Annotated in this window: 21 protein-coding genes and 1 tRNA gene; 12 read left to right on the forward strand and 10 right to left on the reverse strand. The window is 42.9% G+C overall.

Translation table 11 applies throughout. The annotated features are described in order from the left end of the window. Together I8752_RS07465 and I8752_RS07470 are read left to right on the forward strand one after the other, a co-directional pair. Positions 1–586, forward strand: a 586-nt coding sequence (locus I8752_RS07465) for a transposase (protein ID WP_214431680.1), incomplete at its 5' end; no start/stop codon positions are given. Between the two features lie 157 nt (positions 587–743). Then, positions 744–817, forward strand: a tRNA-Met gene (locus I8752_RS07470). Between the two features lie 136 nt (positions 818–953). Here I8752_RS07470 and I8752_RS07475 read toward each other — a convergent pair. Continuing rightward, a complete protein-coding gene (locus I8752_RS07475; RefSeq protein ID WP_214431681.1) occupies positions 954–3059 on the reverse strand; it encodes an amylo-alpha-1,6-glucosidase in 2106 nt (701 codons plus the stop codon). 271 nt (positions 3060–3330) lie between these two features. Between I8752_RS07475 and I8752_RS07480 the strand changes: the two genes are divergently transcribed. Continuing rightward, positions 3331–3942: a peroxiredoxin gene (locus I8752_RS07480; RefSeq protein ID WP_214431682.1), complete on the forward strand. Its 612-nt coding sequence runs from the start codon at positions 3331–3333 to the stop codon at positions 3940–3942. Between the two features lie 158 nt (positions 3943–4100). Next, positions 4101–4655 carry a peroxiredoxin family protein gene (locus I8752_RS07485; protein ID WP_214431683.1) on the forward strand — a complete coding sequence of 185 codons (555 nt, stop codon included), beginning with the start codon at positions 4101–4103 and terminating at the stop codon, positions 4653–4655. 240 nt (positions 4656–4895) lie between these two features. Here the strand turns inward: I8752_RS07485 and I8752_RS07490 are convergent, their stop codons facing one another. From I8752_RS07490 to I8752_RS07500, 3 genes are all read right to left on the reverse strand, one after another. Beyond that, entirely contained in the window at positions 4896–5177 is a 282-nt protein-coding gene (locus I8752_RS07490; RefSeq protein WP_214431684.1) for a hypothetical protein, read from the reverse strand. 136 nt (positions 5178–5313) lie between these two features. After that, positions 5314–6354: an ABC transporter permease gene (locus I8752_RS07495; protein WP_214431685.1), complete on the reverse strand. Its 1041-nt coding sequence runs from the start codon at positions 6352–6354 to the stop codon at positions 5314–5316. Between the two features lie 125 nt (positions 6355–6479). Next, positions 6480–6998: an adenine phosphoribosyltransferase gene (locus I8752_RS07500; protein WP_214431686.1), complete on the reverse strand. Its 519-nt coding sequence runs from the start codon at positions 6996–6998 to the stop codon at positions 6480–6482. A gap of 465 nt (positions 6999–7463) precedes the next feature. Between I8752_RS07500 and I8752_RS07505 the strand changes: the two genes are divergently transcribed. Continuing rightward, positions 7464–8090, forward strand: a complete 627-nt coding sequence (locus I8752_RS07505) for a DUF3038 domain-containing protein (protein ID WP_214431687.1) — start codon at positions 7464–7466, stop codon at positions 8088–8090. Positions 8091–8232: 142 nt separating this feature from the next. Next, a complete protein-coding gene (locus tag I8752_RS07510; RefSeq protein ID WP_214431688.1) occupies positions 8233–9699 on the forward strand; it encodes a DUF4335 domain-containing protein in 1467 nt (488 codons plus the stop codon). A gap of 36 nt (positions 9700–9735) precedes the next feature. On the opposite strand, the gene I8752_RS07515 is transcribed toward I8752_RS07510, so the two are convergent. After that, positions 9736–12006 carry a transglycosylase domain-containing protein gene (locus I8752_RS07515; protein ID WP_214431689.1) on the reverse strand — a complete coding sequence of 757 codons (2271 nt, stop codon included), beginning with the start codon at positions 12004–12006 and terminating at the stop codon, positions 9736–9738. A gap of 424 nt (positions 12007–12430) precedes the next feature. Here I8752_RS07515 and I8752_RS07520 point away from each other — a divergent pair, with 424 nt between their 5' ends. Continuing rightward, the gene (locus I8752_RS07520; RefSeq protein WP_214431690.1) at positions 12431–13123 is read left to right on the forward strand and encodes a hypothetical protein; all 693 of its coding nucleotides are present in this window, start codon (positions 12431–12433) and stop codon (positions 13121–13123) included. Positions 13124–13674: 551 nt separating this feature from the next. Here I8752_RS07520 and lspA read toward each other — a convergent pair. Beyond that, positions 13675–14202 carry a signal peptidase II gene (gene lspA, locus I8752_RS07525; protein ID WP_214431691.1) on the reverse strand — a complete coding sequence of 176 codons (528 nt, stop codon included), beginning with the start codon at positions 14200–14202 and terminating at the stop codon, positions 13675–13677. Between the two features lie 99 nt (positions 14203–14301). Then, a complete protein-coding gene (locus tag I8752_RS07530) occupies positions 14302–14889 on the reverse strand; it encodes a biotin transporter BioY (protein ID WP_214431692.1) in 588 nt (195 codons plus the stop codon). A gap of 868 nt (positions 14890–15757) precedes the next feature. Between I8752_RS07530 and pstS the strand changes: the two genes are divergently transcribed. The 4 genes from pstS to pstB all read left to right on the forward strand — a co-directional run bounded on the left by pstS (position 15758) and on the right by pstB (position 19851). Continuing rightward, positions 15758–16942, forward strand: coding sequence for a phosphate ABC transporter substrate-binding protein PstS (gene pstS, locus I8752_RS07535; protein ID WP_214431693.1), 1185 nt, complete (start codon positions 15758–15760; stop codon positions 16940–16942). A 192-nt stretch (positions 16943–17134) separates the two neighbouring features. Further along, positions 17135–18085 (forward strand): phosphate ABC transporter permease subunit PstC, encoded by a 951-nt coding sequence (gene pstC / locus I8752_RS07540; RefSeq protein ID WP_214431694.1) that lies wholly within the window; start codon positions 17135–17137, stop codon positions 18083–18085. Positions 18086–18104: 19 nt separating this feature from the next. Beyond that, on the forward strand, positions 18105–18986 hold the full coding sequence (pstA, locus tag I8752_RS07545; RefSeq protein WP_214431695.1) for a phosphate ABC transporter permease PstA: 882 nt from the start codon (positions 18105–18107) through the stop codon (positions 18984–18986). A 58-nt stretch (positions 18987–19044) separates the two neighbouring features. Beyond that, on the forward strand, positions 19045–19851 hold the full coding sequence (gene pstB, locus I8752_RS07550) for a phosphate ABC transporter ATP-binding protein PstB (protein WP_214431696.1): 807 nt from the start codon (positions 19045–19047) through the stop codon (positions 19849–19851). A gap of 349 nt (positions 19852–20200) precedes the next feature. Here the strand turns inward: pstB and I8752_RS07555 are convergent, their stop codons facing one another. Together I8752_RS07555 and I8752_RS07560 are read right to left on the reverse strand one after the other, a co-directional pair. Further along, positions 20201–21415: a hypothetical protein gene (locus tag I8752_RS07555; protein ID WP_214431697.1), complete on the reverse strand. Its 1215-nt coding sequence runs from the start codon at positions 21413–21415 to the stop codon at positions 20201–20203. Between the two features lie 38 nt (positions 21416–21453). Then, on the reverse strand, positions 21454–21645 hold the full coding sequence (locus tag I8752_RS07560) for a CbtB-domain containing protein (protein ID WP_214431698.1): 192 nt from the start codon (positions 21643–21645) through the stop codon (positions 21454–21456). Between the two features lie 485 nt (positions 21646–22130). Here I8752_RS07560 and I8752_RS07565 point away from each other — a divergent pair, with 485 nt between their 5' ends. Continuing rightward, positions 22131–22514, forward strand: a complete 384-nt coding sequence (locus tag I8752_RS07565) for a hypothetical protein (protein WP_214431699.1) — start codon at positions 22131–22133, stop codon at positions 22512–22514. A gap of 119 nt (positions 22515–22633) precedes the next feature. Here the strand turns inward: I8752_RS07565 and I8752_RS07570 are convergent, their stop codons facing one another. Beyond that, the gene (locus I8752_RS07570; RefSeq protein ID WP_214431700.1) at positions 22634–25315 is read right to left on the reverse strand and encodes a DEAD/DEAH box helicase; all 2682 of its coding nucleotides are present in this window, start codon (positions 25313–25315) and stop codon (positions 22634–22636) included. Positions 25316–25427 lie beyond the last annotated feature (112 nt).

The raw sequence follows: 25427 nt of genomic DNA on the forward strand, positions 1-25427 counted from the left end.
CTCCCGACGTAAATACGCGCAGAAGCTGGACTATCGTAACATACCTAACAAATATTTCTGTAAGAGTGAGATTGAGGATGAAATTCAAACCGATATTTATCAAGCCACTCTCCTTCACAAAGAATTTGCCCAGGCTCTCAATGTAGTGATTCTGGTTAAAACCAATCTCAAAAACAATGCTTGCAGCCATGTCACTCTTTTTTCTAGTGACTTAGATTTATCATTTGACAAAATAATAGATTACTACAAACTCCGTTTTCAAATCGAATTTAACTTCCGTGATGCCAAGCAATTTTGGGGTTTAGAGGATTTTATGAATTTGAGCCAGACTGCTGTGACTAATGCGGCTAATCTTGCCTTCTTCATGGTTAATTTATCCCATCATCTTTTGGCTGATTTCCGTAAACATAATCCTGATTCTGGCATTATTGACCTGAAAGCTTACTACCGTGGTTTTCGATATGTCCGTGAAATGTTAAAAATACTTCCTCAAAAGCCTGAGCCTATTTTATTAGCCCAAATTTTTGCCAAGCTCACTTCTTTGGGACGTATTCATCCCCTTTCCACAGGCGTTGAAGCCTCGTAAATTGGTTAAGGTATTGCTTATGGAAATTTTTTAAATCTATTTTTTATTCTTCAAAGAGATATTTCAGCTTTAGCGTTCATTTATTAAAAGTTAATTTTCCCAGAGACTAGCCATAACCAAGATTTGTATGCTATAGTAATGAACGATTAAAAAATTAGGCTCAGTAGCTCAGTTGGTTAGAGCACGGGACTCATAAGCCTGGGGTCGTCTGTTCAAATCAGACCTGAGCCATTTTAAGTTCTAGGTAGCGGTTCATAAATCCAAGTTGAGAACCCGATTTTTATGTCAGAGATGGTTTCTAGTTGAAAGTTCATCATCTCATAACTATTGTACGGTGACACAAGCTTGTATCCTCATTAACTGAATACTATTGGATGTGGCGAATGACTTCAGCAACAGACCAAGCTTGAGCAACTGCACCTTTGGGTGTATGAGGTGCATCACCGTCAAAAATTTCGGAAATAGAGCCAAGACAAGCATCAGATAAAAAATGTTCCAATAGAGGTTGCCACTCAAAAGGTAGTGGCTGTTTGGGGTAAAAACGCTGCCAAGCACGGATAAAAGGGCCTATCAGCCAACACCAAACAGTACCTTGGTGATAAGCGCGATCGCGCTCCTCAAGATTACCGATGTATTTGCCCTGATATTCTGGGTCTGCGGGATCGAGGCTGCGAAGACCGTAGGGGGTAAGTAAACGTTTAGTGGCTAAATCGAGTATCGCACGCCCCTGCTGTTTCCCAAATCCACAATGGTGCAAGGACAACGCCAAAACAGCATTAGGACGAATTTGAGAATTGCGGCGATCGTCTGGCTCAATAGTGTCGTAAAAATAGTTTAACTGGGGATTCCAAAACTTTTGTAGGGAGACAGTTACCTGCTGTGCTTGTTGAGCGTAGCGCTGCGACTGCTTTGTCAGACGTACTGAGTCGCCCAACTTTAGTTTGCTCAATTGTTCTGCCCACTGGCTCATCCAACATAAAGTAGAGTACCAAAGTGCGTTGATTTCCACTGGCTTGCCACGACGAGCTGTGACAGGGTGTCCTCCAACCACTGCATCCATCCAAGTAAGGGCAACACCGCGAGCATCCCAACCAACTAGCCCATCGGTAGCATCAACTTGGATATTGAAACGCGTACCACCAACAAAGGCTTTGTAAATTTGCTGCACAACCGGGAATTGCTCTGCTAAAAATTGCCAGTCCTGAGTGGTTTCCAAATAAAGTCCTAAAGTTTCAATCCACCACAAAGCTGCATCAATACTGTTATAAAACGGTTCGGCATCAGCATCAGGAAAGGCATTAGGAATTAGACCTTGGTGGCAGTAACGTCCAAAAGTTTGTAACAATCCTTTTGCCAATTCAAAACGCTGCGGTACTAATGTCAAACCAGGTAAAGCAATCAAAGTATCTCGTCCCCAATCATTGAACCAGTGATAACCAGCAATAACTGTGGGCCCGTTAATTGAAGCTCGATAGACGATAAAGCGATCGCTTGCTTTTAATAGTTGCTGCCAAATTAAGGAGTGAGGAAGTTGGGGTTTTTTTGGGAGACTAGGGACTATGGGGAGTAGGTATTGCTTATTTTCCTTATCTTTCCAGTTTTGGCTATCTGCTTGAGATCCAAAAATCTGACACAGCCTTTCTTGCTCTGCTTCCACAGCTTCTGCAAATGTCTCACTGGTAAGGATACTTTGCTGTGGGTCGGGAAAACCTACCCGTGCTTCTAAAGTCACTGTATCTCCTGGGCGGAGAGCGACTGTTAAATAACCAGGGCTATAGAGGTCTTCCTTGTCGCCTAATCCTCGCTGCGTCTCTTCTAGAAACTCATAATTCCAGTACCAAACTGCGTCTGGCTGATATTCTCCTTGCGTCCAACGCAAATGCCAAGGTGTGCCAAAACGTCCATGAATAATTGCTTGTAGGCAGACTTGCTGTTCGCCAAGCATTTGCGAGAACTGTAAACCTGCGCTAGCAGCTTGCTGATGATGAAAATCGCGATCGCAGATCAACAGCCGCAACTTTAAAATCCCAATATCTATGCCGTCATAGCGATACTGAATTAAAATCCGATGGCAAAATTGACCTGAGGAGAGTATAGATTTGAATTCTTTCTTGCTCCCCAGCTCCCCAGCCTCCCACCCATAGGGCATGACTAATTGCCTGCTTAATTGCCAGTTATCCTCACCCCATATCCATTTGGGAACGGGATTAATATCGAAAGAGCGCAACAGTTTGTAGCCTGTCGGCTCAATGTTACCGCTACCCCAAAAATTTGTCCCTAACGCCACAACCTTTCCTGATACTTCCAAGCTTGCTTCTAAGTGCGAAACCAGCAGGGTACGCCCAGAAGGCGGATTTATAGCGGCAAATAGCCAACCGTGATAAGTGCGGGTGCGAATATCAGAAACAGTACCGCTGGCAAAACTTCCTAAGCCATTGGTGAGCAACCATTCTCTTGTATCTAAATCAGCCATTTGCTACTCAAAATCGTTATGACTATGATATAGTCGTAACAGATCGTAATCTAACTGTGAGACAGCCCTGAAAGGCGGGTTAGCCCGACTGAGGGGACTGCATTGCCTTGAAGGGTTCTCGCTTGCCGTTAGGCATTCCCGTAGACGCGTAGCAAGTTGCCACAGGCTAGGGAAGAGTAACCGAAAAGGTAACAGCGTGGATGGGTGAGTTTTACCTGACCCGAATTCTAACGCTAGTAGTAAGGATATAAGTTGAAGGAGAATTAGGTTAATGTCCCTCACTTACGGAACAGAAGGAAGCCTCCGCGTTGGTCAACAGGCTCCCGATTTTACAGCAACAGCTGTGGTGGATCAGGAATTTAAGACAGTTAAACTTTCCGACTATCGCGGTAAGTATGTCGTCCTGTTTTTCTATCCTTTAGACTTTACTTTTGTTTGCCCCACTGAAATCACAGCGTTTAGCGATCGCTACGATGAATTCAAAAAAATCAATACGGAAGTCCTTGGGGCTTCCGTTGACAGCGAATTCTCTCACCTCGCTTGGATTCAAACCGATCGCAAGTCTGGTGGGGTCGGCGACCTGAATTATCCTCTAGTCTCCGACATCAAAAAAGAGATTAGCGCCGCTTACAACGTTCTAGACCCAGCAGCGGGCATTGCCTTGCGTGGTCTGTTCATCATCGACAAAGATGGTATCATACAGCACGCCACTATTAACAACTTAGCTTTTGGTCGCAGCGTTGATGAAACCCTGCGGACATTACAAGCAATTCAGTACGTTCAGTCTCACCCCGACGAAGTATGCCCAGCAGGTTGGCAACCAGGCGATCAAACAATGGTTCCTGACCCAGTGAAGTCCAAAGTTTACTTCTCTGCTGTCTAGATTCCATTAGCTAGAAAACTCTAACCCAGCCTATTGGAGTCGAGGGTACAATAATCATAACCACAGATAAACACAGATACATAACAAACAGTATCTATCTCCGTGTCTATCTGTGTTTTTTCATTAGTATAGGATTAACAATAATCAGGGGTAAAAATATGGCAATTTCAACTGATTTTAGTGGTTTATTTAACGAGCGGTTCTTCCGTAATTTCTTACCAGTTCCAGCTACAAATCATCTCAGACTAGGAATAGGAACGCCAGATTTTCAACTACCAGATATCACCAACGGAATGTTTGTAAAATTATCTAATTATAGAGGCAAACAACCAGTATTGCTTGATTTTACGCGCATTTTTACTGAAAAGCAATATTGTCCTCTTTGTTTTCCTCACATTAAAGCTTTGAAAAAGAACTACGAGCAATTTAAAAATCGCGGCGTAGAAGTTTTGCTGATTACTAGTACTGACGAAAAGCAAAGCCAAATAGTTGTGAAAGATTTAGGTTTGCAAATGCCATTATTGAGCGATCCTAGTTGCCGTATATTTCGTACTTACCAAGTAGGGCAAGCATTAGGTGCGCCTTTACCAGCACAATTTGTATTAGATAAAGAAGGAAAACTTCGCTATTGGCATTTATTTTCTTTTTTAGATCGCAATGCCAGTATAGAGACATTGTTAGAACAATTCGATTTAATTAATAGCGACAGCTAGACGAGACAAAATCAGGCGAAAATCACTTTTTACTTTCAAGAATTCAGCAAATACAGATATTTTGAACGGGCATATTAGGAATTACCTTCTGTCTGCTGAAATAGCTCTTGTTGTGAGTTCTTCAGTGACAAGTTGCTCTTCATGCCAAAGTAACCCATTACCCTGTTCTTGAATGAAAGCTTTAGAAATCAACGGTTGATTAAAAATTTAACGCAAATTCAACACCAATTAACTTTTAGTTCAGTTGTGCTGTAAAAACTCAACTTTTGGTAATAAAGGGTCGCTCACAATTCCCACACCAGTGAAACCCCAGCGTTTAAGCAAGCTTCCCAACTGCGTGCCAGGAATAGATTCCACAGCAAAGCGGTTTGCCACTTCTGCGGCATGAGCGTTGAGATAGCTTAAAGCATCAAAGTTTTCCCGAAACAGTAACAAATAACCTGCTGTCTCAGCAGTGGGACGAGCTGTGAGATAACGACCGTCTGATTTAGAACGCAACAGATAATAAACTTCGGACAGCATGGAGAGGGGGAGATGAGGGAGATGAGGGAGATGAGGGAGATGAGGGAGATGAGGGAGATGAGGGAGACAATTCTTCACTTCTGCCTCCTGCCTTCTGCCTTCTGACTAATGACCACTGACAACTGACCACTGACAATTAAGATTCCAAACGAATTCGAGGGTCAGCTACCTTTAGCAACAAGTCAGCTAGCAAATTACCTACATTTAGCAGCACTGCACTCATGACCAGACTTGCCATCACTAAATACTGGTCTTTAGCTATAACTGCTTGCAAAGTTAACCTTCCTAAACCAGGCCAGTTAAAGAACTGTTCGGCTATAAATGCACCGCTTAATAAACTTGCTAACTCGAAACCTAACAAAGTAATTAGGGGGTTAATAGCATTGCGCAGAGCATGGACGTAAATAACTCGATTTTCTGGCAATCCTTTGGCACGAGCCGTTTGGATGTAATCTTGACGCAAAACGTCTAATAATTCACCGCGAGTAATTCGCTGTAAACCAGCAAAGCTAGTGATACTCAAAGCGATGGTAGGTAAAATCATGTGCCAGCTAATATCTACGATTTTACCGAACCACGATAAATCAGCATGGTCGATGCTAGTCATACCGCCTATGGGGAAAATAGGTGAGGTGACTTGAGCAACTATTAGTAGAAATAGGGCAGTGATAAAACTAGGAAATCCTTGCCCAGTGTAGCTAATTACTTGTAAAATCCTGTCTGTGGCTCGATTTTGCTTAACAGCAGCAATAATCCCCAAGGGGATAGCCACTGCCCAAGTGAAAATTAAAGAAGCGATCGCTAACATTAAAGTAGCAGGAACTCGCTCCCACAAAAGAGAACCCACAGAGCGCTGATAAACAAAACTTGTACCAAAATCTCCTTTTGTAAAGATTCGCCACAACCACAGCCAAAACTGCTCTACCCATGACTTATCCAGACCAAACTGCCGCCTCAATTCCTCAATTCGCTCTGGAGAAATTTTCGGATTTTGCCGCAGGGTATCTATATAATCTCCTGGAGACAATTTCATGATGAAAAACGATAATGCCGATGCTAAAAACAAGGTTAGCAGCGCTTGTAATATCCGCTTTACCACATAAACAAAAGTCTCACTCGTGACTAGCTTAATTAGCCAATCCCGACTTGTCTCCATAGAAATTCTTGTAGATGTCATAGCAATTTGTTAGTTGTCAGTAGTCAGTTGTGAGTCAGTGTGGTCTTGGGGGTTTCCCCCATGAACAACTGATGAACCCGAAGGGTCAGTAGTCAGTTGCTCAAAACCGCTGACTATTGACCAAACTAATATTCAATCAGGGAGATAATCGGCACATCCGGCAGATGTTTACGCCCTTGTAAATCCCGTAGCTCGATAATAAACCCAAAACCCACTAATTCGCAGCCAATTTGTTGCACCAACTTTGCCGTTGCACTTGCCGTCCCACCTGTGGCAATTAAATCGTCTACAATCAAAACTCGGCTTCCTAGCTGCAATGCATCTTGATGAACTTCCAAACAGTCAGTACCATACTCTAATTCATATTCAATTGAGTGAACAGCTGCTGGTAATTTACCTCTTTTGCGGACGGGAATAAAACCAGAACCTAATTTGTAAGCTAGAAGCGAGCCAAAAATAAATCCCCGCGATTCCATGCCAATAACGTAATCCGCTTGCAAACCAGCATCAATGCATTCTTTTGTAAAAAAGTCAATAGTATAGTGCAGTCCTTCAGGATCGCGCAGTAAAGTAGTGATATCACGAAATAAAATTCCGGGTTTAGGAAAATCTGGAATATCACGAATTAGAGATTTCAAATCCATAAAATAGTGATTAATAGTAAGGAGTAGGGTGTTAGAAGTTAGGCATGAAAGGGGAAAAGGTTAAAAAGAAAGGGAAAAAACTTTGTTTAATTCCTTTTCCCCTTACTAAGACGAAGCTTGTCAGCAATCCTCAATTCCAGATACCTGAAAAATCGTACACTATAATGTCATACGCATGAGGTCATCTGCTTGGGTTCAAAGCTGCTGTTTCGCAATCCATTGACGATACTGAGAATCTACACCAAGCTAAAGAAGGACTGAGGATTACAATACAGAGGGTTAACTGATGAGTTAAAAACTAGATTTTATGTATACGGAACTTTCAGTAGAACAAGTGGGTAATGTATATATATCAGATAGCTTTGCTACTGCCACAATTCTAATGTTCTTGTTTGGCTACTTAATCTTAAATTAGTTGCACTAGTTTTACCGAGTCTGTTAGAAGCGCACAAGGTATTTTATCGAATGAATGTCTCCGCGAGCATATCGCCGTTTGATAGTCCGACTCCCCCATCGTTGCCCATGATGCTGGACAATTTACCAGATCCTGCGATCGCAGGGCAGGGATGTCCTCCTAAAACCAGGTTGCAAATCGATCTTATTTTACTGGCAATTGAAGCTTTAGAGCTTGGTGGTTCTGAAGCTATCCTGACTTTTGCTGAAGAGTTGGAATTGAAAGATATTATTAAGGATCGGGTGAATTTGTGGCGAATGCGTAGCTCTAATCCCATGCGAAGAGCGCATATCCGTCGTCCGCTAACAATAGTTGAGGCGAAAGCTTTAGTGGTAATTGCTTGCTACATAGCTCGGCGTTTAACAGTTGTCATCCGTCAGTTGATTGCGATATACCAGCAAATGCATGAAAAGCAGCTTCCCCTAGAGCAAAATTTGCGACTATCTAATTATTTAGAGCGGTTTAGAGCGCATTTTAAAAGTAGAATGAATGCTCGGCGTTCTGGCGTGCTGGCATTAAGTTCTGACGAAAAATTAGATGAGTTAGCAATAAATTTGTTGGGACAGTTATTATTTTGTACTGGCACTGCTGGAATGCAGCGATTCTGGATTAGTCTTTTTGATGGTGAAGTAGATTGATATTCCTCACAGATGAGTCGGGGAAATTCTTAAAAGCGGCCGACAGGCGGTGCGCCACCCGCTATGAATCAAAGAAACACTTTTTTCTTCCCAACAACCCTACACCCTTACACCCTTACACCCGTGTTTCTGAAGAGGTTATATGAATATACAACGTAAGTACAGTCTTCCTAACTGTACGCTGCTTTTAGAGGGTTTAAGCGATGCTTCAAGGGCTGCACACTTTCAGGAATTGCGACCGGAACTGTCAATATTGGTAAATGCAGAATGCCATTTATCAAACCATAACCAGCCTTTGATCGGAGGACGAGAATTTTTTGAAAGTTTGGTGAGGGCAGTCAGTGGCTATGCTCAAGAATTCTTGAGTAACGTGCCGAACCCGCAAGCACATAACCAGGACTCGGAGTTAGTGGAGTTTCAGAAAATTGGCACTAACCGACACAGATTAATAGTGCATTCCGAGAGTACGCCAGATGGTTTTGAGTCGAATCCTAACTATAATAAATCGCCTATTCAAATTGATTTGAATACAGTACAGCTGTTTGATTTAGTCGAAGCTGTAGATCAGTTTTTCGCGGATACTCAAACTTTACCAGAGTTATCACTAGAATTACAACCAGTTGCCAGACGTTATGGCAGTACGAATCGAGTTTTGCTCAAACAGGCAGTACCTGCAACTATTGGAGTTTCCAGTTTAGCAGTTGCAGCGATCGCCTTTAGTTTAATTCCGCCTCCAGAGGTACGCCCCCCACAGCCGAAATCAGGCGAACAGACTAGTTCTGCAATACCTAGCAGCAATCCTGGTGCATCGCCGACAACAACGCCCGCCGCGACTTCAACTCCAATAACTACTGCTAGTCCAACAGCAACTCCCATTGCTGTTGCTACTTCTACAGCAACTGAAAAACCCGCAATTACAGATTTAGAAGCACTTTTAAATACAGTTCCCGAAATTGTCGATCCATCTCAGCTACGTCTATTAAATCGCCAAGTTTATAATCAAATCAATCCGGCTTGGACTAATCGTTCGGCATTGAAACAAGATTTAGTCTATCGTGTAGGTGTGGCGACAGATGGGGCGATCGTTGGCTATAAAGCAGTCAATAACGATGCCAATCAAGGAATAGAGTTAACTCCTCTACCCAACCTACTTTACAATCCTGCTAGCCGTCCTTCTGTTTCCAACGAACCAATTGCTCAATTTAAAATCGTGTTTACTAACCAAGGTGTATTGGAAGTTAGTCCTTGGCGAGGATACGCTAAGACACCTGAAGTAGTTGGTTCAAAAATCACTGAACCCAAGACGGTTAAGGATTTAAACCAAAAGCTTTACAACGCGATTCGGCAAAACTGGGGTGGTACTCCTACATTCACGCAAGATTTGCAATATCGAGTAGCGGTGAATAAAGATGGTACAATTGCCGACTACGAACCCTTAAACCAAGTTGCCTTTGACTATTTTCGGGAAACACCATTACCCAAAATGTTCCAAGCAATTTACGGTTCAAATGTCGCAGCTCCTAATACCAAAGAACCTCTGGCTCACTACCAAGTAGTCTTTCAGCCCAGTGGTAAACTAGAAGTGACTCCTTGGAAGGGATATAAGTAATTCGTAATTGTCAAATATGAATTACGAATTACAGATTTAGCGAGTGATTCGTCCCATATAATTCCCCCACAATTGAGCGGCTTGGGCGCTGCTGCCGGATGTAGGGGAATTATTGTCATTTCCCAGCCAGATACCAGTCACGAGGCCGCGACTGGGAATAAAGCCAATAAACCATAAATCAACATTTTTATCAGTTGTGCCAGTTTTACCAGCTTCGCCTAGTCCAATGGCAGCACTACGACCCGTACCTCTGGTGATTACTCCCCGCATTAAACTAGTCATTTCATCTGCTACCCCAGTGGATAAGACTCTTCTATTAGCGTCGGGATCTTGATCGAAGGAATACACAACTCGGCAGGTTTTTAAATCGTTGCGATCGCTACAATCACTACTATCTAGAATCCGGCTAATGGCATGGGGAGGGTTCCATACACCGCGATTGCCAATAGCACCAAAAGCACCTGTCATTTCTAAAACATTGACTACGCTTTGACCTAACACTAAACCAGGAACCGGATCGAGGGCTGACTTGACTCCTAAGCGCTGTGCCATTGCTACTACTTTATTTAGTCCTATTTCTCTAGCTACTCGCAGAGCGATGGGATTTTCTGAAAGGGCCAGCCCTGTGGCAATATCGAAACTAGTATCGGCTCCAGCACGACAGGGTTTGTATGTAAAGCCTTGCCAATTTAAAGGAGCGCAGGAATAAGTTTTAGATGCTGGAATTCCCTGCTCAATGGCAGCAGTGTAAGTAAAGATTTTGAAGGTAGAACCTGGTTGCCTTTTAGCTTGGACGGCGCGATTGAACTGACTTTTTTTGTAATCAGTTCCACCTACCATTGAAAGAATAGCGCCAGTTTTAGAATCAAGGGTAACAAGCGCTCCCTGGGAAAAACGGTAAGCTGAACCAGCATTGTTGACGGAACTCCGCAATGTTGATTCTGCTTGCGATTGAATTGTCGGATCGAGCTGAGTTTCAATTATATAATTACCTTCTCTGGCAGCTCCTTCTCCTAAAATTGATTCCAATTCTTGAAAGACGTAACTATAAAAATAAGGAGCAATTGTCTTTGATTGCTGTTCGCAGACTTTCGGGTTGATTTGGATTGTTGAACGTCTAGCTCGATTTGCTTCTTCTGGTTTGATTTTGCCCATCTCCACCATTCGCTTAATGACGCGATTGCGGTATTCAGCAGCTTCTAATTTATTGGGGCCATCTCCACAAAAATCAAAAGCATTAGGAGCAGGTAAAATTCCCACTAAGGTTGCAGCTTCTGAAAGAGTTAATTCTTTCGCTGACTTGCCAAAGTAATATTTTGCAGCATCTTCAAAGCCAGAAGTATCAGCTCCTAAAAACACCCGATTTAAGTAAGTCAGCAAAATCTCATCTTTGCTGTAGAAAGTTTCTAGCTTCAAGGAAACTATTGCCTCCCGCAATTTGCGTCCGAGGGAATCTTGGCTGCCAACATAGTCGCGGAATAAACTGCGAGCTACTTGCTGGGTGACAGTACTGGCTCCTTGCTGTACGTCGCCACTGCGACTGTTGATCAAGACAGCACGCAAAATTCCCAATGGATCGACCCCAAAATGCCAGTAATAACGACTATCCTCTGATGCCACTACAGCAGCAGGTAAATAAGGGCCAAAGTCCTGCAAGCGCTTCATATCTACGTGAGCGGTAGTTCGCGGCTCACGCAGAGGGGTAGCTCCGTCACGGGCGTAAACAATTACGGGGGCGCGAGTAGCTGTAGGTAAAGGTCTGACCGAAAATTTTAGCCATTCTACGCCAACTACCAATGCTAAAAGGGCGCTGACACCGCCAACACCATAAGCTGTCCAAGTTGCAGCTTTGACATACCAAGCTGGCGGATCGACGTATTGCAATCGCACGGAAGCAGCGAGTTCTGGTGGCCCTAAGGTGAGAATGTCGCCATGACGCAGTTCTAAGGAAGTGAGCCGCCGTTTACCACGGTAAATGCCATTAGTTGAGTTTTCATCTTTGATGACGAAAACAGGGGTGCGCTGAGTAGAATCTCGTGACAGTGACAGGTGAATTTGGCTGACTACTGGATTGCGAATGACTATATCGCAGGATTTAGAACTGCGACCGAGTACGTAGCGATCGCCCAACAGCGGATATACTTCCGCTTTATCCGCCCCCGCATCCTGCACCCAGATTTCTGGTACTTTGGCATTAGGCTTGAGCGCCAGTTTAGAAAAGTCAACTCTTGCTTGAATTGTATGTACTGCTTGAGTCAGTTGACCAAGTAACGTTTGTGGCTTGTGAGGGGGTTGGGGAGAACTCATCGGCTATTTACTACATCACAATTAATTAAAAAAAGAATCAGGCGAATGGCTATCTCAATCAAGAATCTTTCATCATTTTACTCATAAGCCAAACCAGAAAGTAATTTACTGAATTTTTGTGGTTTTAATTTTAACAGTCAATTTATCCATAAAGCGTAGATTTATTTAATTCTATATATGACTTTCCTGTATATCCTGAAATTCTAATCGTTATTCTGCAATGCTTATTCGATTTCCTATTTTCTTTGGAATCACAACAACTTGCATTTCTAGTTTTGTATTTCTCAAAACTATAGTTGGCTGTATTAGCAGATTCACACTTTTGCAAGCAAAGATAAACATCTTCATTTAGGAAGATTTTCTGTAAGATAGAGTCTGGTTTAATGAGTCGAGAGTTCCGTTTCCGTGTGAGGTTAATTTAATAATGAAGGGAAAATCTCTGTCTTTGATTGGTACAGCCCTAACTTTGGCACTCACAGCTAACGTTGCTGTTGGTCAATCGAGTAAATCCCAAATCGCTCAATCCAGTGGCTCATCCAATAGTTCAGCACCGGAAATTAAACTCTCACCAGAAGGTTTTAAAATTCTGTGCGAACGTTCTCCTCTAAATTCCCGTTGTCAAGGCAATACATCAGCTACGCCCAGCACACCTGGCAGTACTACAGTACCAGCGACCGAGCCTTCTAGTGGCAGTACTCCTGACACTACGACAACACCAGGAACTGCCCCCTCTGATAGCAGTACCCCTGGCAGTACGACAACACCAGGAACTACGCCCTCTGATAGCACTGCCCCTAACAGCCCAACTGCACCAGATAATACAACCCCGCCAGACTCCACTAGTCCTGGTAGCACAACACCCGGGTCGGAAACAACCCCCACTACCCCCAGCAACATAACCCCAGCACCAGGAACAGAACCCACCAGTCCCGGTAGCACAACCCCTGGTTCGGAAACCCCAACAACACCTGGGTCGGTCAAGCCTAACAACTTAACTCCTATGCCAGGAAGCCCATCACCAGATTCTAGAACTCCTGGTAGCACTAGCGAACCAAGTGCTAGTCCTAGTACAGTTCCTGGTTCTGGCTCGCCAACAACTCCTAGCACTGGTAATTAATTTAGGTATCAACTGATACTTAGTTACCAAAAATAATATTTGGTGCATCTGAATAGATTCTAGATGTCAATCGTTAAAACCCTTTCTCATGCTTCTGAAAAATCAGATTGAGAAAGGGTTTTAGTATTTACTAACTATAGCTGTAGTCACTAATATTAGGACAGTGTTGATTGCTCAAAGCCTTGATTTCACTTGGCTTTATACTCAGCAAGCCCACTTGCGTGACTGTCGGGGAACCCGCCCAACACAGTGGCTACACCCTGCGGGAAGCCCTTCGGGTTAAGGGGTGACGCTCTTGCTAACGCCACTTTGCCAGACGCTCGTTCGCGTAGCGTCTCCCTTTGGGAGAAGACTCGCTAACGCTGCGCTAACGACGCAAAGCGCCAAGACGGCAAGTGGACTTACCAAGACCGCGACCCCTTCACTGCAGAAGCGTCTACAGAACTCAGCACTTTGCTATATTAATTTATCTAAGTGATTGTGTAACGATCTATGTTTGCAACTAGAGTTCTGGAAGTTCTTGTTGTAAAAAGCGATCGCCATAATCTAGATTAGCGTGACCGATGATTTGAAGTCGGTGTTTTTTTGAACGAAGCAATCAGCAAACAAACAATCCCAATACTGATACACGAGTCTGCAATATTAAATACAGCAAAGTTAATCAAGCGAAAATCAAGGAAATCAATCACATAGCTTAAAACAAAGCGATCGATACCATTACCAATAGCTCCACCTAAAATTAAGCCATAGCCTAACTGCTCCCAAAGATTTAATACTGGGCCAATCAAGGCAAATACTATCAATGCTAAACTTACAGCCAACGATAGCCAACGTAATAAATCTACTCGTCCGCTAAGTATACTAAAAGCTCCACCATCGTTGGTAACGTAAGTGAAGTGAAATATAGTTTGTATTAAGGGTAGCGAATGTCTGTATACGATCTCGCCTGTTTTCGAGTCTATTACCGTTTCTAACGGCCAAGATTTATATACTCCCACTACCCAGTTTTTTGTGAGTCGATCTAATATAACAGCTAAGAAAGCAACAACCCAGAAAAGGCGATTTTTAAATAAAACCATGATGAATTAGTCAATAGTCAAAAGCCAACAGCCACAAGCCAAAAGTCAACAATCAACAGCCAATTTCTAGACTAGAGACTCTTGACTGGGGACAAATGACTAATAAAACATTAAGTGACGTAATACATATGCTATTACGGTAACGGCACACACTACAGTTAATTGCCCTGGTATTGCAAACCAAGAGTATCTGAGGATTGCTTCTATCAATGGCAAATTTTCTGTGCCTTTCCATTGAAAGAAATAACTAATCATCAGATAAGTAATGCCGCAGATGTGGATAGTTAACAAGCCACAAATACAACTAAAGGCAAGAGTTTCGAGTCGAGGTCTAGCTTTAAAGGCAAATAAGCCACAAATCCAGGCCCCAGGAATAAAGCCTAAGAGATAGCCAAACTGAGATAACCTAACATAACCAATACCGCCACCATCAGCAAATACAGGTAACAAAGTTAACCCCATAACTAAATAGGCAATTTGCGAGAGTGCACCTGCGTTTTTGCCCCCTAAACAGCCTACCAATAACACTGCACCAACTTGACAGGTAACACCTAAAGAAAAAGTCTGAATTCCGTACTTACTCCAACTCCCAGGGAAAGTGATGCCATGGGCCTCTAGAAATGTGCCACCCATTGTCAGAAGTAAGCCAATCATCGACCATAGTAATTGATTGGAAGCAGCAAACATTTATTAGGCAAAGACGAAAAAGCAAAAAAGAAAAGCAACAGCAACCGATACAGGCATTAAATTATCTAATTGAAATTAGTGCTGAGAGATTAATAAGAAGTACCATATTTTTTGTCTGTTTGATAAACGGCTTTTCCGTTTCTATCATCATGACTTGAGTAATATATGGTCTATTGGCGATCCTGACTGAACTAATGCGCTCGTTATATAGTAAAATAGCTAACAGCAAATTTTGTAGTCATGCTAGGTTTTCAGTGTATCGATCGCAGTTGGCGAAACAGCATTTTATATATACTTTTTGTCTAGGCGATCGCTGTGCTTAACTTGAGACACTCTAATTTTATCCTTCTTTTTTCTATACTTTCTGTGGCAATAGTTTGAGCGACTAGAATGTCTGAATAACTGCTTCGCTCTAACCCAAACAGAGAATTTGTAATCTCTGTCAGCACTTAAAGCACAATCTCATTATCATATCGTGCTTTTTACTACTTTGTATAGATTTTACAACTAAAGTAACTAAACTTTAATAAATATTAAATTATGTAAATACCCTTCGCAGGAACGCAACTTGCAAAGGCTATCGGGTAACTCGAAGGGCGCAGTGGCTAAACTTTTCTGTGACAGTGGCGAGTTCCAATCCCCCACAAAGAGCGTTCTGACTCCTGAATTCTGACTTGGGAATTCTTCTTCAAACTTGAATTTCTGACGTTGAAGTATAAAATTTGTCTAACATTGAAAATTTAATTTTGTGAAATTTATTTAAATAAATACCATTTTTTTGATTTGTTAACCTTACGTTTACCTTGAACTCTGTCGTTTAAGGGTATCTTAGAAGCGCTCACCTGGAAATTTATAAAAATTGACAGCGATGCTCTCACGTATAGACGTAACCAAAAAACACAGATTTACAGCTTCTATTTCAGTATTAGCACTAACACTCAGCCTTGCAGCTTGTGGCGGACAGCAAGCCTCTGACAACAATGCTAGTACAGATACACCTTCTGGGACAGCTAAAGATGCTACAGCATCCAATCCAGCCAAATTAGACCTAGGTGGCAACGTAGCCTTAACTGGGGCTGGTGCTTCATTCCCAGCACCACTATATACAAGTTGGTTCACAGACTTAAACAAAAAATATCCGAACCTACAAGTTAACTATCAGTCAGTTGGTAGCGGTGCTGGAGTTGAGCAATTTATCAAAGGTACTGTAGACTTTGGTGCCAGCGATGTTGCAATGAAGGATGATGAAATCCAAAAAGTACCACAAGATAGGGGCGTACTTTTACTTCCAGTAACTGCTGGTAGCATTGTCATGGCTTACAACTTGCCAGATGTTCCAGAACTGAAGCTACCACGGGCAGTTTACACCGATATCTTCCTAGGCAAAATCAAAACCTGGAATGACCCCAAAATTACTGCTGCTAACCCAGGGGCAAAGTTACCCAATGTACCGATTACAGTTGTCCATCGTTCTGATGGTAGTGGTACTACAGGCGTATTTACCAAACATCTCAGCGCTATTAATCCAGAGTGGAAGAGTAAAGTTGGAGAAGGCAAGACTGTCAACTGGCCTGTGGGAGTTGGTGGTAAAGGTAATGAAGGCGTGACTGCTAGCATTCAACAAACTCAAGGTGCGATTGGTTATGTCGAGTATGGCTACGCCAAACAAACCAATATGAAGGTTGCTGCTTTAGAAAACAAAAGTGGCAAGTTTGTAGCACCAAGCGACCAATCGGCTGCTAAAACACTAGAATCAGTAGCTTTACCAAGTAATCTCCGCGCCTTCATTACAGACCCAGAAGGGGCAGATTCTTATCCCATTGTCACCTATTCATGGATTCTGGCTTATAAGAAATATCCAGATGCAGCCAAAGCTAAAGCGATAGAAGCGCTGATTGAGTACGCTTTGACTGAGGGTCAAAAGGCTTCTCCCGAACTTGGGTATGTTCCTTTACCTCAAAAAGTTGTTTCACAGGTAGCTGCTGCTGCCGATCAAATTAGCCCAGACTATAAAATTTCTGTCAGTGGCAACGGAACTAGCGCTAGCAAATAGGCTAAAGGAGTATTCAATAGCTTTGAGCCAAAACGTGAGGCATCTACAGGCAATTGCTCATCGCTCTCGGCATTAGTAAATATCAATTCTGATGTACTGATGTCTATGCTTTCAAAGATGACACAGCGACAATTTTACTAAATCTGGTTCCTTCTCACATTTTCCTCTGTTTAATAGTTAAAGTCAGTATTCATGACTACAAATTCTCAAAATCTGCAAGCAGCAATTAAAAATCGCTCCGAAGTAGAAAAGTCGCTAGATCGAAGCTTTATTTGGCTAACTCGGATTTTTGCGCTCTCCGTTGCTGCTACTTTATTATGGATTGCTTTTCAGGTGGCTCGTGATGCCTGGCCTGCTATCCAAGAATTTGGTTTGGGCTTTTTAACAAAAAGTACTTGGAATCCTGTCAACAATGACTATGGAGTGCTGCCTCAAGTTTATGGAACTTTAGTCAGTTCTTTTATTGGTTTACTAATAGCTGTACCTATTGGTGTTGGCACTGCTGTTTTATTAAGCGAGAATTTTCTTCCAGCTAAAGTGCGACTAGTGTTGGTGTTCTTAGTAGAACTGCTGGCAGCTATTCCTAGCGTTGTCTACGGTGTATGGGGCATTTTTGTTTTAGTGCCAATATTAACCAATTTAGGAAAATGGCTCAATAGTTATTTTGGCTGGTTACCAATTTTTAGTTCGCCTCCCACAGGGCCGGGAATGTTGCCAGCTGGAGTCATCTTAGCGATTATGACTTTGCCAATCATCACGGCCATATCTCGCGATGCATTGATTTCTGTACCTTCTAGTTTACGCCAAGCATCGGTAGGACTAGGAGCAACTCGTTGGGAAACAATTTTTCAAGTTCTGATTCCAGCTGCTTTTTCTGGCATTGTCAGTGCGGTGATGCTGGCACTTGGTCGGGCAATGGGAGAAACAATGGCTGTGACAATGTTAATTGGCAATTCCAATAACATTAATATCTCACTTTTTGCGCCAGCCAATACGATTTCTTCTCTACTAGCAAACCAATTCTCCGAAGCTAGTGGTCTGCAAGTAGCGGCTTTAATGTATGCTGCTTTAGTTTTGTTTGTTTTGACATTGATAGTCAATATCTTGGCCGAGTTTATTGTTCTTAGAGTGAAGCGACTGTAGCATACTTGTGGTTTGAATTATGACTTCTCATTTCCCCGAAAGCAGTCTGACTCGCGCTCCGATGTCTCCCAGGACGCTGTTTAATACAGCAATGACTGTGGTAGCATTCATTTGTGGATTATTGGCGCTTTTACCTCTGCTGGCAGTACTTTCTTATGTCTTGATTCAAGGCTTTAGTAGTTTAAGTCCGAGTGTATTTACAGAACTACCACCCGCACCTCTGAGACAAGGAGGCGGTTTTGGTAACGCTATCCTAGGAACATTGTTAATGGTGGGAATTGCAGCCCTAATTAGCATTCCCTTTGGTGTGATAGCAGCGATTTATTTAACTGAATTCAGCTCTGTTAAGATAGCGAGATGGGTACGTTTTGCTACTAACGTTCTCAGTGGAGTGCCTTCTATTATTGCAGGAGTATTTGCCTACGGGATTGTAGTTTTAACATTAGTAAAACTTAATTTAGGCTCTTACTCAGCTATAGGTGGAGGATTTGCATTAGCAATTTTGATGTTACCAATTATTGTCAGAACCACTGATGAAGCTTTACAGTTGGTATCGCAAGATTTGCGACAAGCATCTGTGGGGTTAGGAGCAACTAACTTTCAAACGGTAACACAAGTGGTATTACCAGCCGCTCTGCCAGCGATTGTCACAGGATCGACTTTAGCGATCGCCCGCGCCGCTGGAGAAACCGCACCTTTATTATTTACGGCTCTTTTCTCGCCGTTCTGGCCTGATGGTTTATTTAAACCTACAGCTTCTCTTGCTGTTTTAGTTTACAACTTTGCCATTTCTCCTTTTAAAAATTGGCAATCACTAGCTTGGGCTGCGTCTTTGATTTTGGTGTTGATGGTTCTTATCACCAGCATCATAGCTCGCTGGGCAACTCGCCAAAAAGCTTAGTGAAAATAGAATAAAAAGGGCGTACTACTTAATTCCCCAAACTTACACTAGACCATTTATGGCTTCCAATACCAGCACCGCTAATAGCACAGACACTGTTTTACGTACAGAAAACCTTAACATTTACTACGGTAACTTCTTGGCCGTGCGAGATGTTTGGTTAGATATCCCAAAACATAAAGCTACAGCCTTTATCGGGCCTTCTGGCTGTGGTAAAAGTACGTTACTGCGATGCTATAACCGTCTCAACGACTTAATTGAGTCATTTCGGGCGGAAGGTAAGGTTTATTATTACGGTAAAAACTTGTACGCACCGGATATCGATCCTGTAGAGGTGCGTCGTCGGATTGGTATGGTATTTCAAAGACCTAATCCATTTCCTAAATCAATTTATGACAATATTACTTTTGGCGCGAAAATTAACGGCTACAAAGGTAATATGGACGAGCTTGTAGAACGGAGTTTGCGACAAGCAGCTTTGTGGGATGAAGTAAAAGATAAATTGCGGCAAAGTGGCTTATCTTTATCTGGGGGACAGCAACAAAGATTGTGTATTGCACGGGCGATCGCAGTGCAACCGGAAATTATACTGATGGATGAACCTTGCTCTGCTCTCGATCCGATCTCTACCCTGCGAGTTGAAGAACTGATTCACGAATTGAAAGAACAATACACAATCGTGATCGTTACCCATAACATGCAACAAGCTGCGCGCGTATCTGATATGACTGCATTTTTCAATGTGCAAACAACAGAAAAGGGTGGTCGTAGCGGTTATTTAGTAGAATACGACTCGACAGAAGTAATTTTCAACAATCCCAAACAGGCAGACACACGAGATTACGTTAGCGGCAGATTTGGTTAAATATTGCACATTTCTTGTGTGAATCCATTAGGAATATTTTGCTTTCCAACTTCGCAAATGTGAAAATGCTGTTATTTAGCAATCTCAGTAAGTTTGTGCAAATATCATGCGTGACTGTTAATTATTAATAGTCACGCAATCTTTTTATTGGGCGAACCAACTAAGGGCAAATATATAGCTGAGTGCTGAGTAAAAACTCAGTTACTGTAAGCTTTTGAGCAATTGCAATTGTCCTAAAGGGTGTGAATACGGCTATACTATCAAATCAGATTAACCCGTCCACCGGACTGCCTCACCAATCGTACAGAATTCATACTGAATTCTGTTTGATAAAGCTGGTTAACACTGACTAAGAAATACTACGATTCAAAGTCAAACTGGCACGCGGAGTCTTCCGCCGTCGCAGCCACAGTCCCAGCAATAAACCAATTACTACAATTGCAGTGAAGTAAGTCAGCGAGATCAACCGGACAGACATTGGTGGGGCGACACCTTCGACTGGAATATTCTCTGCAACTTGGAATGGTTGAAATTTCCGAGTGGCGTTTGCTTGCGGTGCAACCTCGACAACAACGCTATGCGGCGCACCATCAAAAAATTCCTGTTCCCACGCCAATTTGCCGTTGCTATCTGGAGTACCTTCATAAGCAAATGCCACCCAATTATTCTCTAGTTGAGTGGTTGTTACCTTGAACACAACATCTGTCACAGGTTGGCTAGTTTTGGCATCGCTAACGCTAACCTGCAACTTGGCAGGTTGACCCACAGTTGCACTTTGGTCGCCCGATAGTTGCATATAAAGTCCTTGAGACTGCAATTTAGCGGGCTTACTAGAGAGGGGAACTTCTTCTTCCATACCTGGCATCGAATGATGATGCGATTCCGCTAGTTCAGCGCTAATGTTGACGAATAAAAGTGCAGCGATCGCTACTACAATCAATCCACTCAACAATAATCGCACCTTTTGCGGGACAATTTCTCCTGATTGAATTGCTTGTCTGTCCCCAATCACCCAACCTCCTAGTAGCCCAACTAAGAGCAAAATCACAACCAAGATGCCAAAGTAGCGGAACTTTAAGGGATTTTCCGGCAGCGTCAGTGTCAGTGTTTGCTGAATCGGCTCAAACGCATTGGCAACGAGCGGATTCACTGCTACCAGGAGTTTATACGTTCCTCGGATCGGTAGGGTTTGTTGAACCTGCAATTGACCTGTTGGTGCATTGCCTTCAATGTCCAGTAACTTTGTGCCCTCGACGATTGGAAAATCTGTTGTGAACCACACGTTTTTAGGACGGGTGAACAATTGCAAGTGGATTTTAGCATTCTTTAAAGATTGCCCTTGAGCATCAACAGCTTGCAACATCAGCTGCACTGGCGGATTGTAGTGCCCCGATCCCAAGACTGTAGTGGCTTCAGCCTCAAGGGGTTGAACTTGATTAATCGGTGGATTGGTTGTTAGCCGCACCGATGGTTGAGGGGATTGGGAAAGTCCAATCCAACCATACAGGATAATTGCGATCGCGCAAATCGCACCGATCGGCTTAGACCACTTCAGTTTTGTCATTCGATTTCTCAGCTCCTGCTAATCATTGACTCAACAGACTAATGGCAACTTACCATCAGTGTATGGTGACGCAGAGTATGAGTTGTATCATGGATAGCGGGGTATGTACTGAAATAAATTGTCCAGAGAGTCAAAGAACACAGTCCAACATAGAGCGCCGATTGTACGGGCACTGATAGCACCCGACGGGTGACTTGTTGCTGAATCGAACTAGAAGATTGAACTGTCATTTTGTACCTCGCAGATCGAAAAATATTGATGATAGAACTGTTAACGCATCTTAGGGGGCATTCTGGTGGGGAAGTGAATTTCCCAGTTTCACAGTTAGTTGCTAGCTAGAATTTCCATTACGTCTTCCCCATTCTTTTCAGTAGTTGCTCTGCAATAAAACTAATTATTAAGCAAATAACACAATAACTTAATTTTTACTACAGTGCAAATCTGTATATTTTTCTGTTAATATAATTGAAAAATATAATTATTTTTTAGCTAAATTTACTGAGTTTTTATTACCCGTAATTTCAGATTTCACACCTGAAACATTGGTTAACTAACTTTGCCAGAGAAGCGCAGATAAAGCTTTGTTTTTAAGCAAAATAAGCGGAATTTATTAAAAAAATATAAAAAATCTGAGGATTCCCGATCGAACATGACTTGACCTGTAACAGTTAATCGGATAGCCTTAGCATTCAGATATGTTGTATGAGGGAAACCTATGAGCAAAAAATTAATTCTTAATTTGCTTTCCAGTTCGGCAATTTTTACTTCGATGATCTCTACGCTGGGGATAATTAATCCTGCCCATGGTAGTGTTAACCTTACCCAGCGATTAATACACACCAATGATGGTCGTACCTGTATCACTAATCCTCACGGTCTCAAAGATTTTGTGTGTATTAAAGATTCAGAGAGAGATCCTAACGCTCCTCCTCCACCCAAATCAATGGTAGTTTCATCGCTGCCTTCAAGTAACGCAGTTGCAGAACTGAATTTTACAGATGAAGAAAGCGACATGGCAATTAGGGTATTTAAATGTGACTGCCCATATTGCATTAATTCTTTACGTCAACTGCGCGGTAGTGGTAACTTGGTTTACTAACATTTGCTAGTACTTCACCATTGTCACTGTAACTTCTAATTTTGAGCATATTTGTTTTAGCCCAAATTTTGTATAGTAGGGCAATTAACTGTGTAAAAACAGAACTGCCCTAATCAAGTTTATTCAACCACCTCATTGACTGGGAATCGATCGATTAATTGCATAGCTCTGTAGGCATTACGCTGCAACGAATCTGGTAAATTAGGAACGTGAGGGATCTGGGATAATAAATCCAAAGTTCGACGTAGAATTCTGACTACGTCACCTTCATCTAAGGTGGTATTTTCGCAGAGTTCTGTCCATTCCGTTCCTAAAGCCCACTGTTCTACAAGAGCAATTAAGTTGACATATCGATTCTCTAAACCTACAGGTAAAGCCACACCATGACGGTATTGTACTTTTAACACCGAACGGCGGATGGGTTGGAGTTTAGACCAAGCTCGATCTACTTCTGAGGAAAGGTCGAAGTTAACTTTGGTATCTGGACGTGGTGTTTCTGTCACTAAAGCAGCAATAACTGCTGCTAAATGGTGTGGGTCTAAGCGGTCTAATTCACTACTAGCAAGTGCTAAACCGAGCCATAATTCATTCTCGCCACGGATTGCTGCTGCAACTTGCCCTAATTCTGTGGGCACTAAGTTATCTAAACAGCTAAAGTGTTGCAAAATGGCAATGAGGTTGAGAAACTCTTCCCAATAACGTCGTGACTGTTGCCCTACTTGAACTTGCAATTGTTCGAGCTCGGCTTCTAGTTCGACACAACGCGCCCTGCGCTTATAAATGGCTGCGGCATTACCTGATTGATATAGAGAATTAGCTTCTAATTGCTCTTGGACGGCAGCAGTTCGGCTGAGTTGTTCTGCCACTTCTGGCGGCATATACACAGATTCTCCGGGATGGGGGATACGCCCAGCGATCGCAAATGTTTCTTCACTGCCACGGCGTGACTGCCCTGGTTTGAGGGGCATTTCTGGCGGCGGTAATATTTCTGGTGACACTTCCACTCGCGGTAGTTCGGCATACAAATCGACGACATCTGTAGTAGTTACCACATACCAACGGTTATCGCTTCCTAAACATACTAAGTAAGTTGTTCCCTCAAAGCCAGGTGTTTTTTCTACTAACACTGCTGTTACAGGCGAAGGCGCTGTAATATTTTTGCCCTTAAGACTCAACAGCGTTCCTGCTACTGCAAAGCTCAACATCATCGCCAATTGTTCTTGTTTATCTTCCTGGGCTTGCTCTTGCAAGGTTTTCAACAACTGGCGTTCTACTTTCAAGCGTTGCCGCAATTTTTCATAAACTAGCAATTCATTTTCATCAACGGCAGCGATTTGCTCTTGCAGTCGGGCTAATTCGGCTTTAATTTCGGCAATCTCATCGTAATCAGGTCTTAAATGCAAGGTTGCCATGTACTGCCCAAAGCTGCGTTCGATCAATTCTCTGGCTTCATCCAAAGTATGGGTTTGCAACAAGTTCAACACCATACCATAGCTGGGCGTAAACTGACTAACTAAGGGGTCTGGCTTGGATGTTGCCAAATACGCTGCTTCTTTTGCTCCTTCAAAAGGAGTTTGTACTGTGACTACATGACCTTGTTTATCCATCCCCCGACGACCGGCTCGCCCTGCCATTTGCAGAAATTCGGAAGCGTTCAACAAGCGATGTCCAGTGTCGGTACGCTTGGAAAGGGTGGAAATTACCGTTGTCCGGGCAGGCATATTAATTCCGGCGGCTAGTGTTTCGGTGGCAAACACTACTTTAATTAGCCCCTGCTGAAACAGTTCTTCTACCAACACTTTCCATGCAGGTAAAATCCCGGCATGGTGGGCAGCTATTCCTCGGTAGAGAGGGGCAATTTGTCCGGAACGCCCGGCTTCGGGATTGCGAGATAAAAATTCATCAATTTGTCGTCGCAATATCTGAGATTCGTCATTATTTACTAGCCATAAATCACCTACCTCTGCCACAGCCTTATCGCATCCCCTACGGCTGAAGATAAAGTAAATCGCTGGTAGCATATCTCGTTGCTGTAGCTGGCTCAAGGTATAACTTAAACTAGGAGCCTCTGGCCTGCCATTTTTGCCTTTGTCTCCTTGTCTCCTTTTTCCTCGGTTTGCTAGCCGGGGATTAATTTTGGTTTTGCTATCATTTAGCAGCGGAAATAGCCCTTTAGGATTGCAATAGTGAAATTCTAAAGGTACTGGGCGAAAATCAGAGTAAATTAGGTCTGTTGGCCCGTGGACGCGATTTAGCCAGTCGGTAAGTTGATCGCTATTCGCAACCGTTGCTGAAAGCGCTACCAGTTGCACTTCATGGGGGCAATAAATGATAGATTCTTCCCAAACTGTACCCCGTTGGCGATCGTTCATGTAGTGGCACTCATCCAGTACCACTGCTTCCACATCTACTAACGAAATACCGACTTGCCCAATGGGTGTGCCATAAAGCATATTCCGAAAAATTTCTGTAGTCATTACCAAAATTGGTGCATCCCTGTTAATGGAGGCATCTCCAGTTAACAGTCCCACTTGGTCAATACCAAATTTTTCTCGGAAATCACGTAATTTTTGATTTGACAGTGCTTTCAGAGGAGTGGTGTAAAATACACGTTTGCGTTGCGCTAGGGCACGATAGATAGCGTATTCCCCTATTAATGTTTTGCCCGAACCTGTGGGCGCACACACAACGACAGAGCGCCCAGCGTTCAGGGACGCGATCGCATCTTTCTGGAATCGATCCAGTTCAAAGGGAAATATCAACCCTAAATCAAGTTCTGGAGACGGCGCGGGATAATTCACTCAATCACATTATGCAACCAGACTGTTTACTATATTAACGGGTCTTTTGTCAACTTTGTTAAGAATGGGGATTGGGTACTGGGGATTGATTATTCAGTTCGTCTGCCTTATC

Source organism: Dendronalium phyllosphericum CENA369, from assembly GCF_016056275.1.
Classification (GTDB): domain Bacteria; phylum Cyanobacteriota; class Cyanobacteriia; order Cyanobacteriales; family Nostocaceae; genus Dendronalium; species Dendronalium phyllosphericum.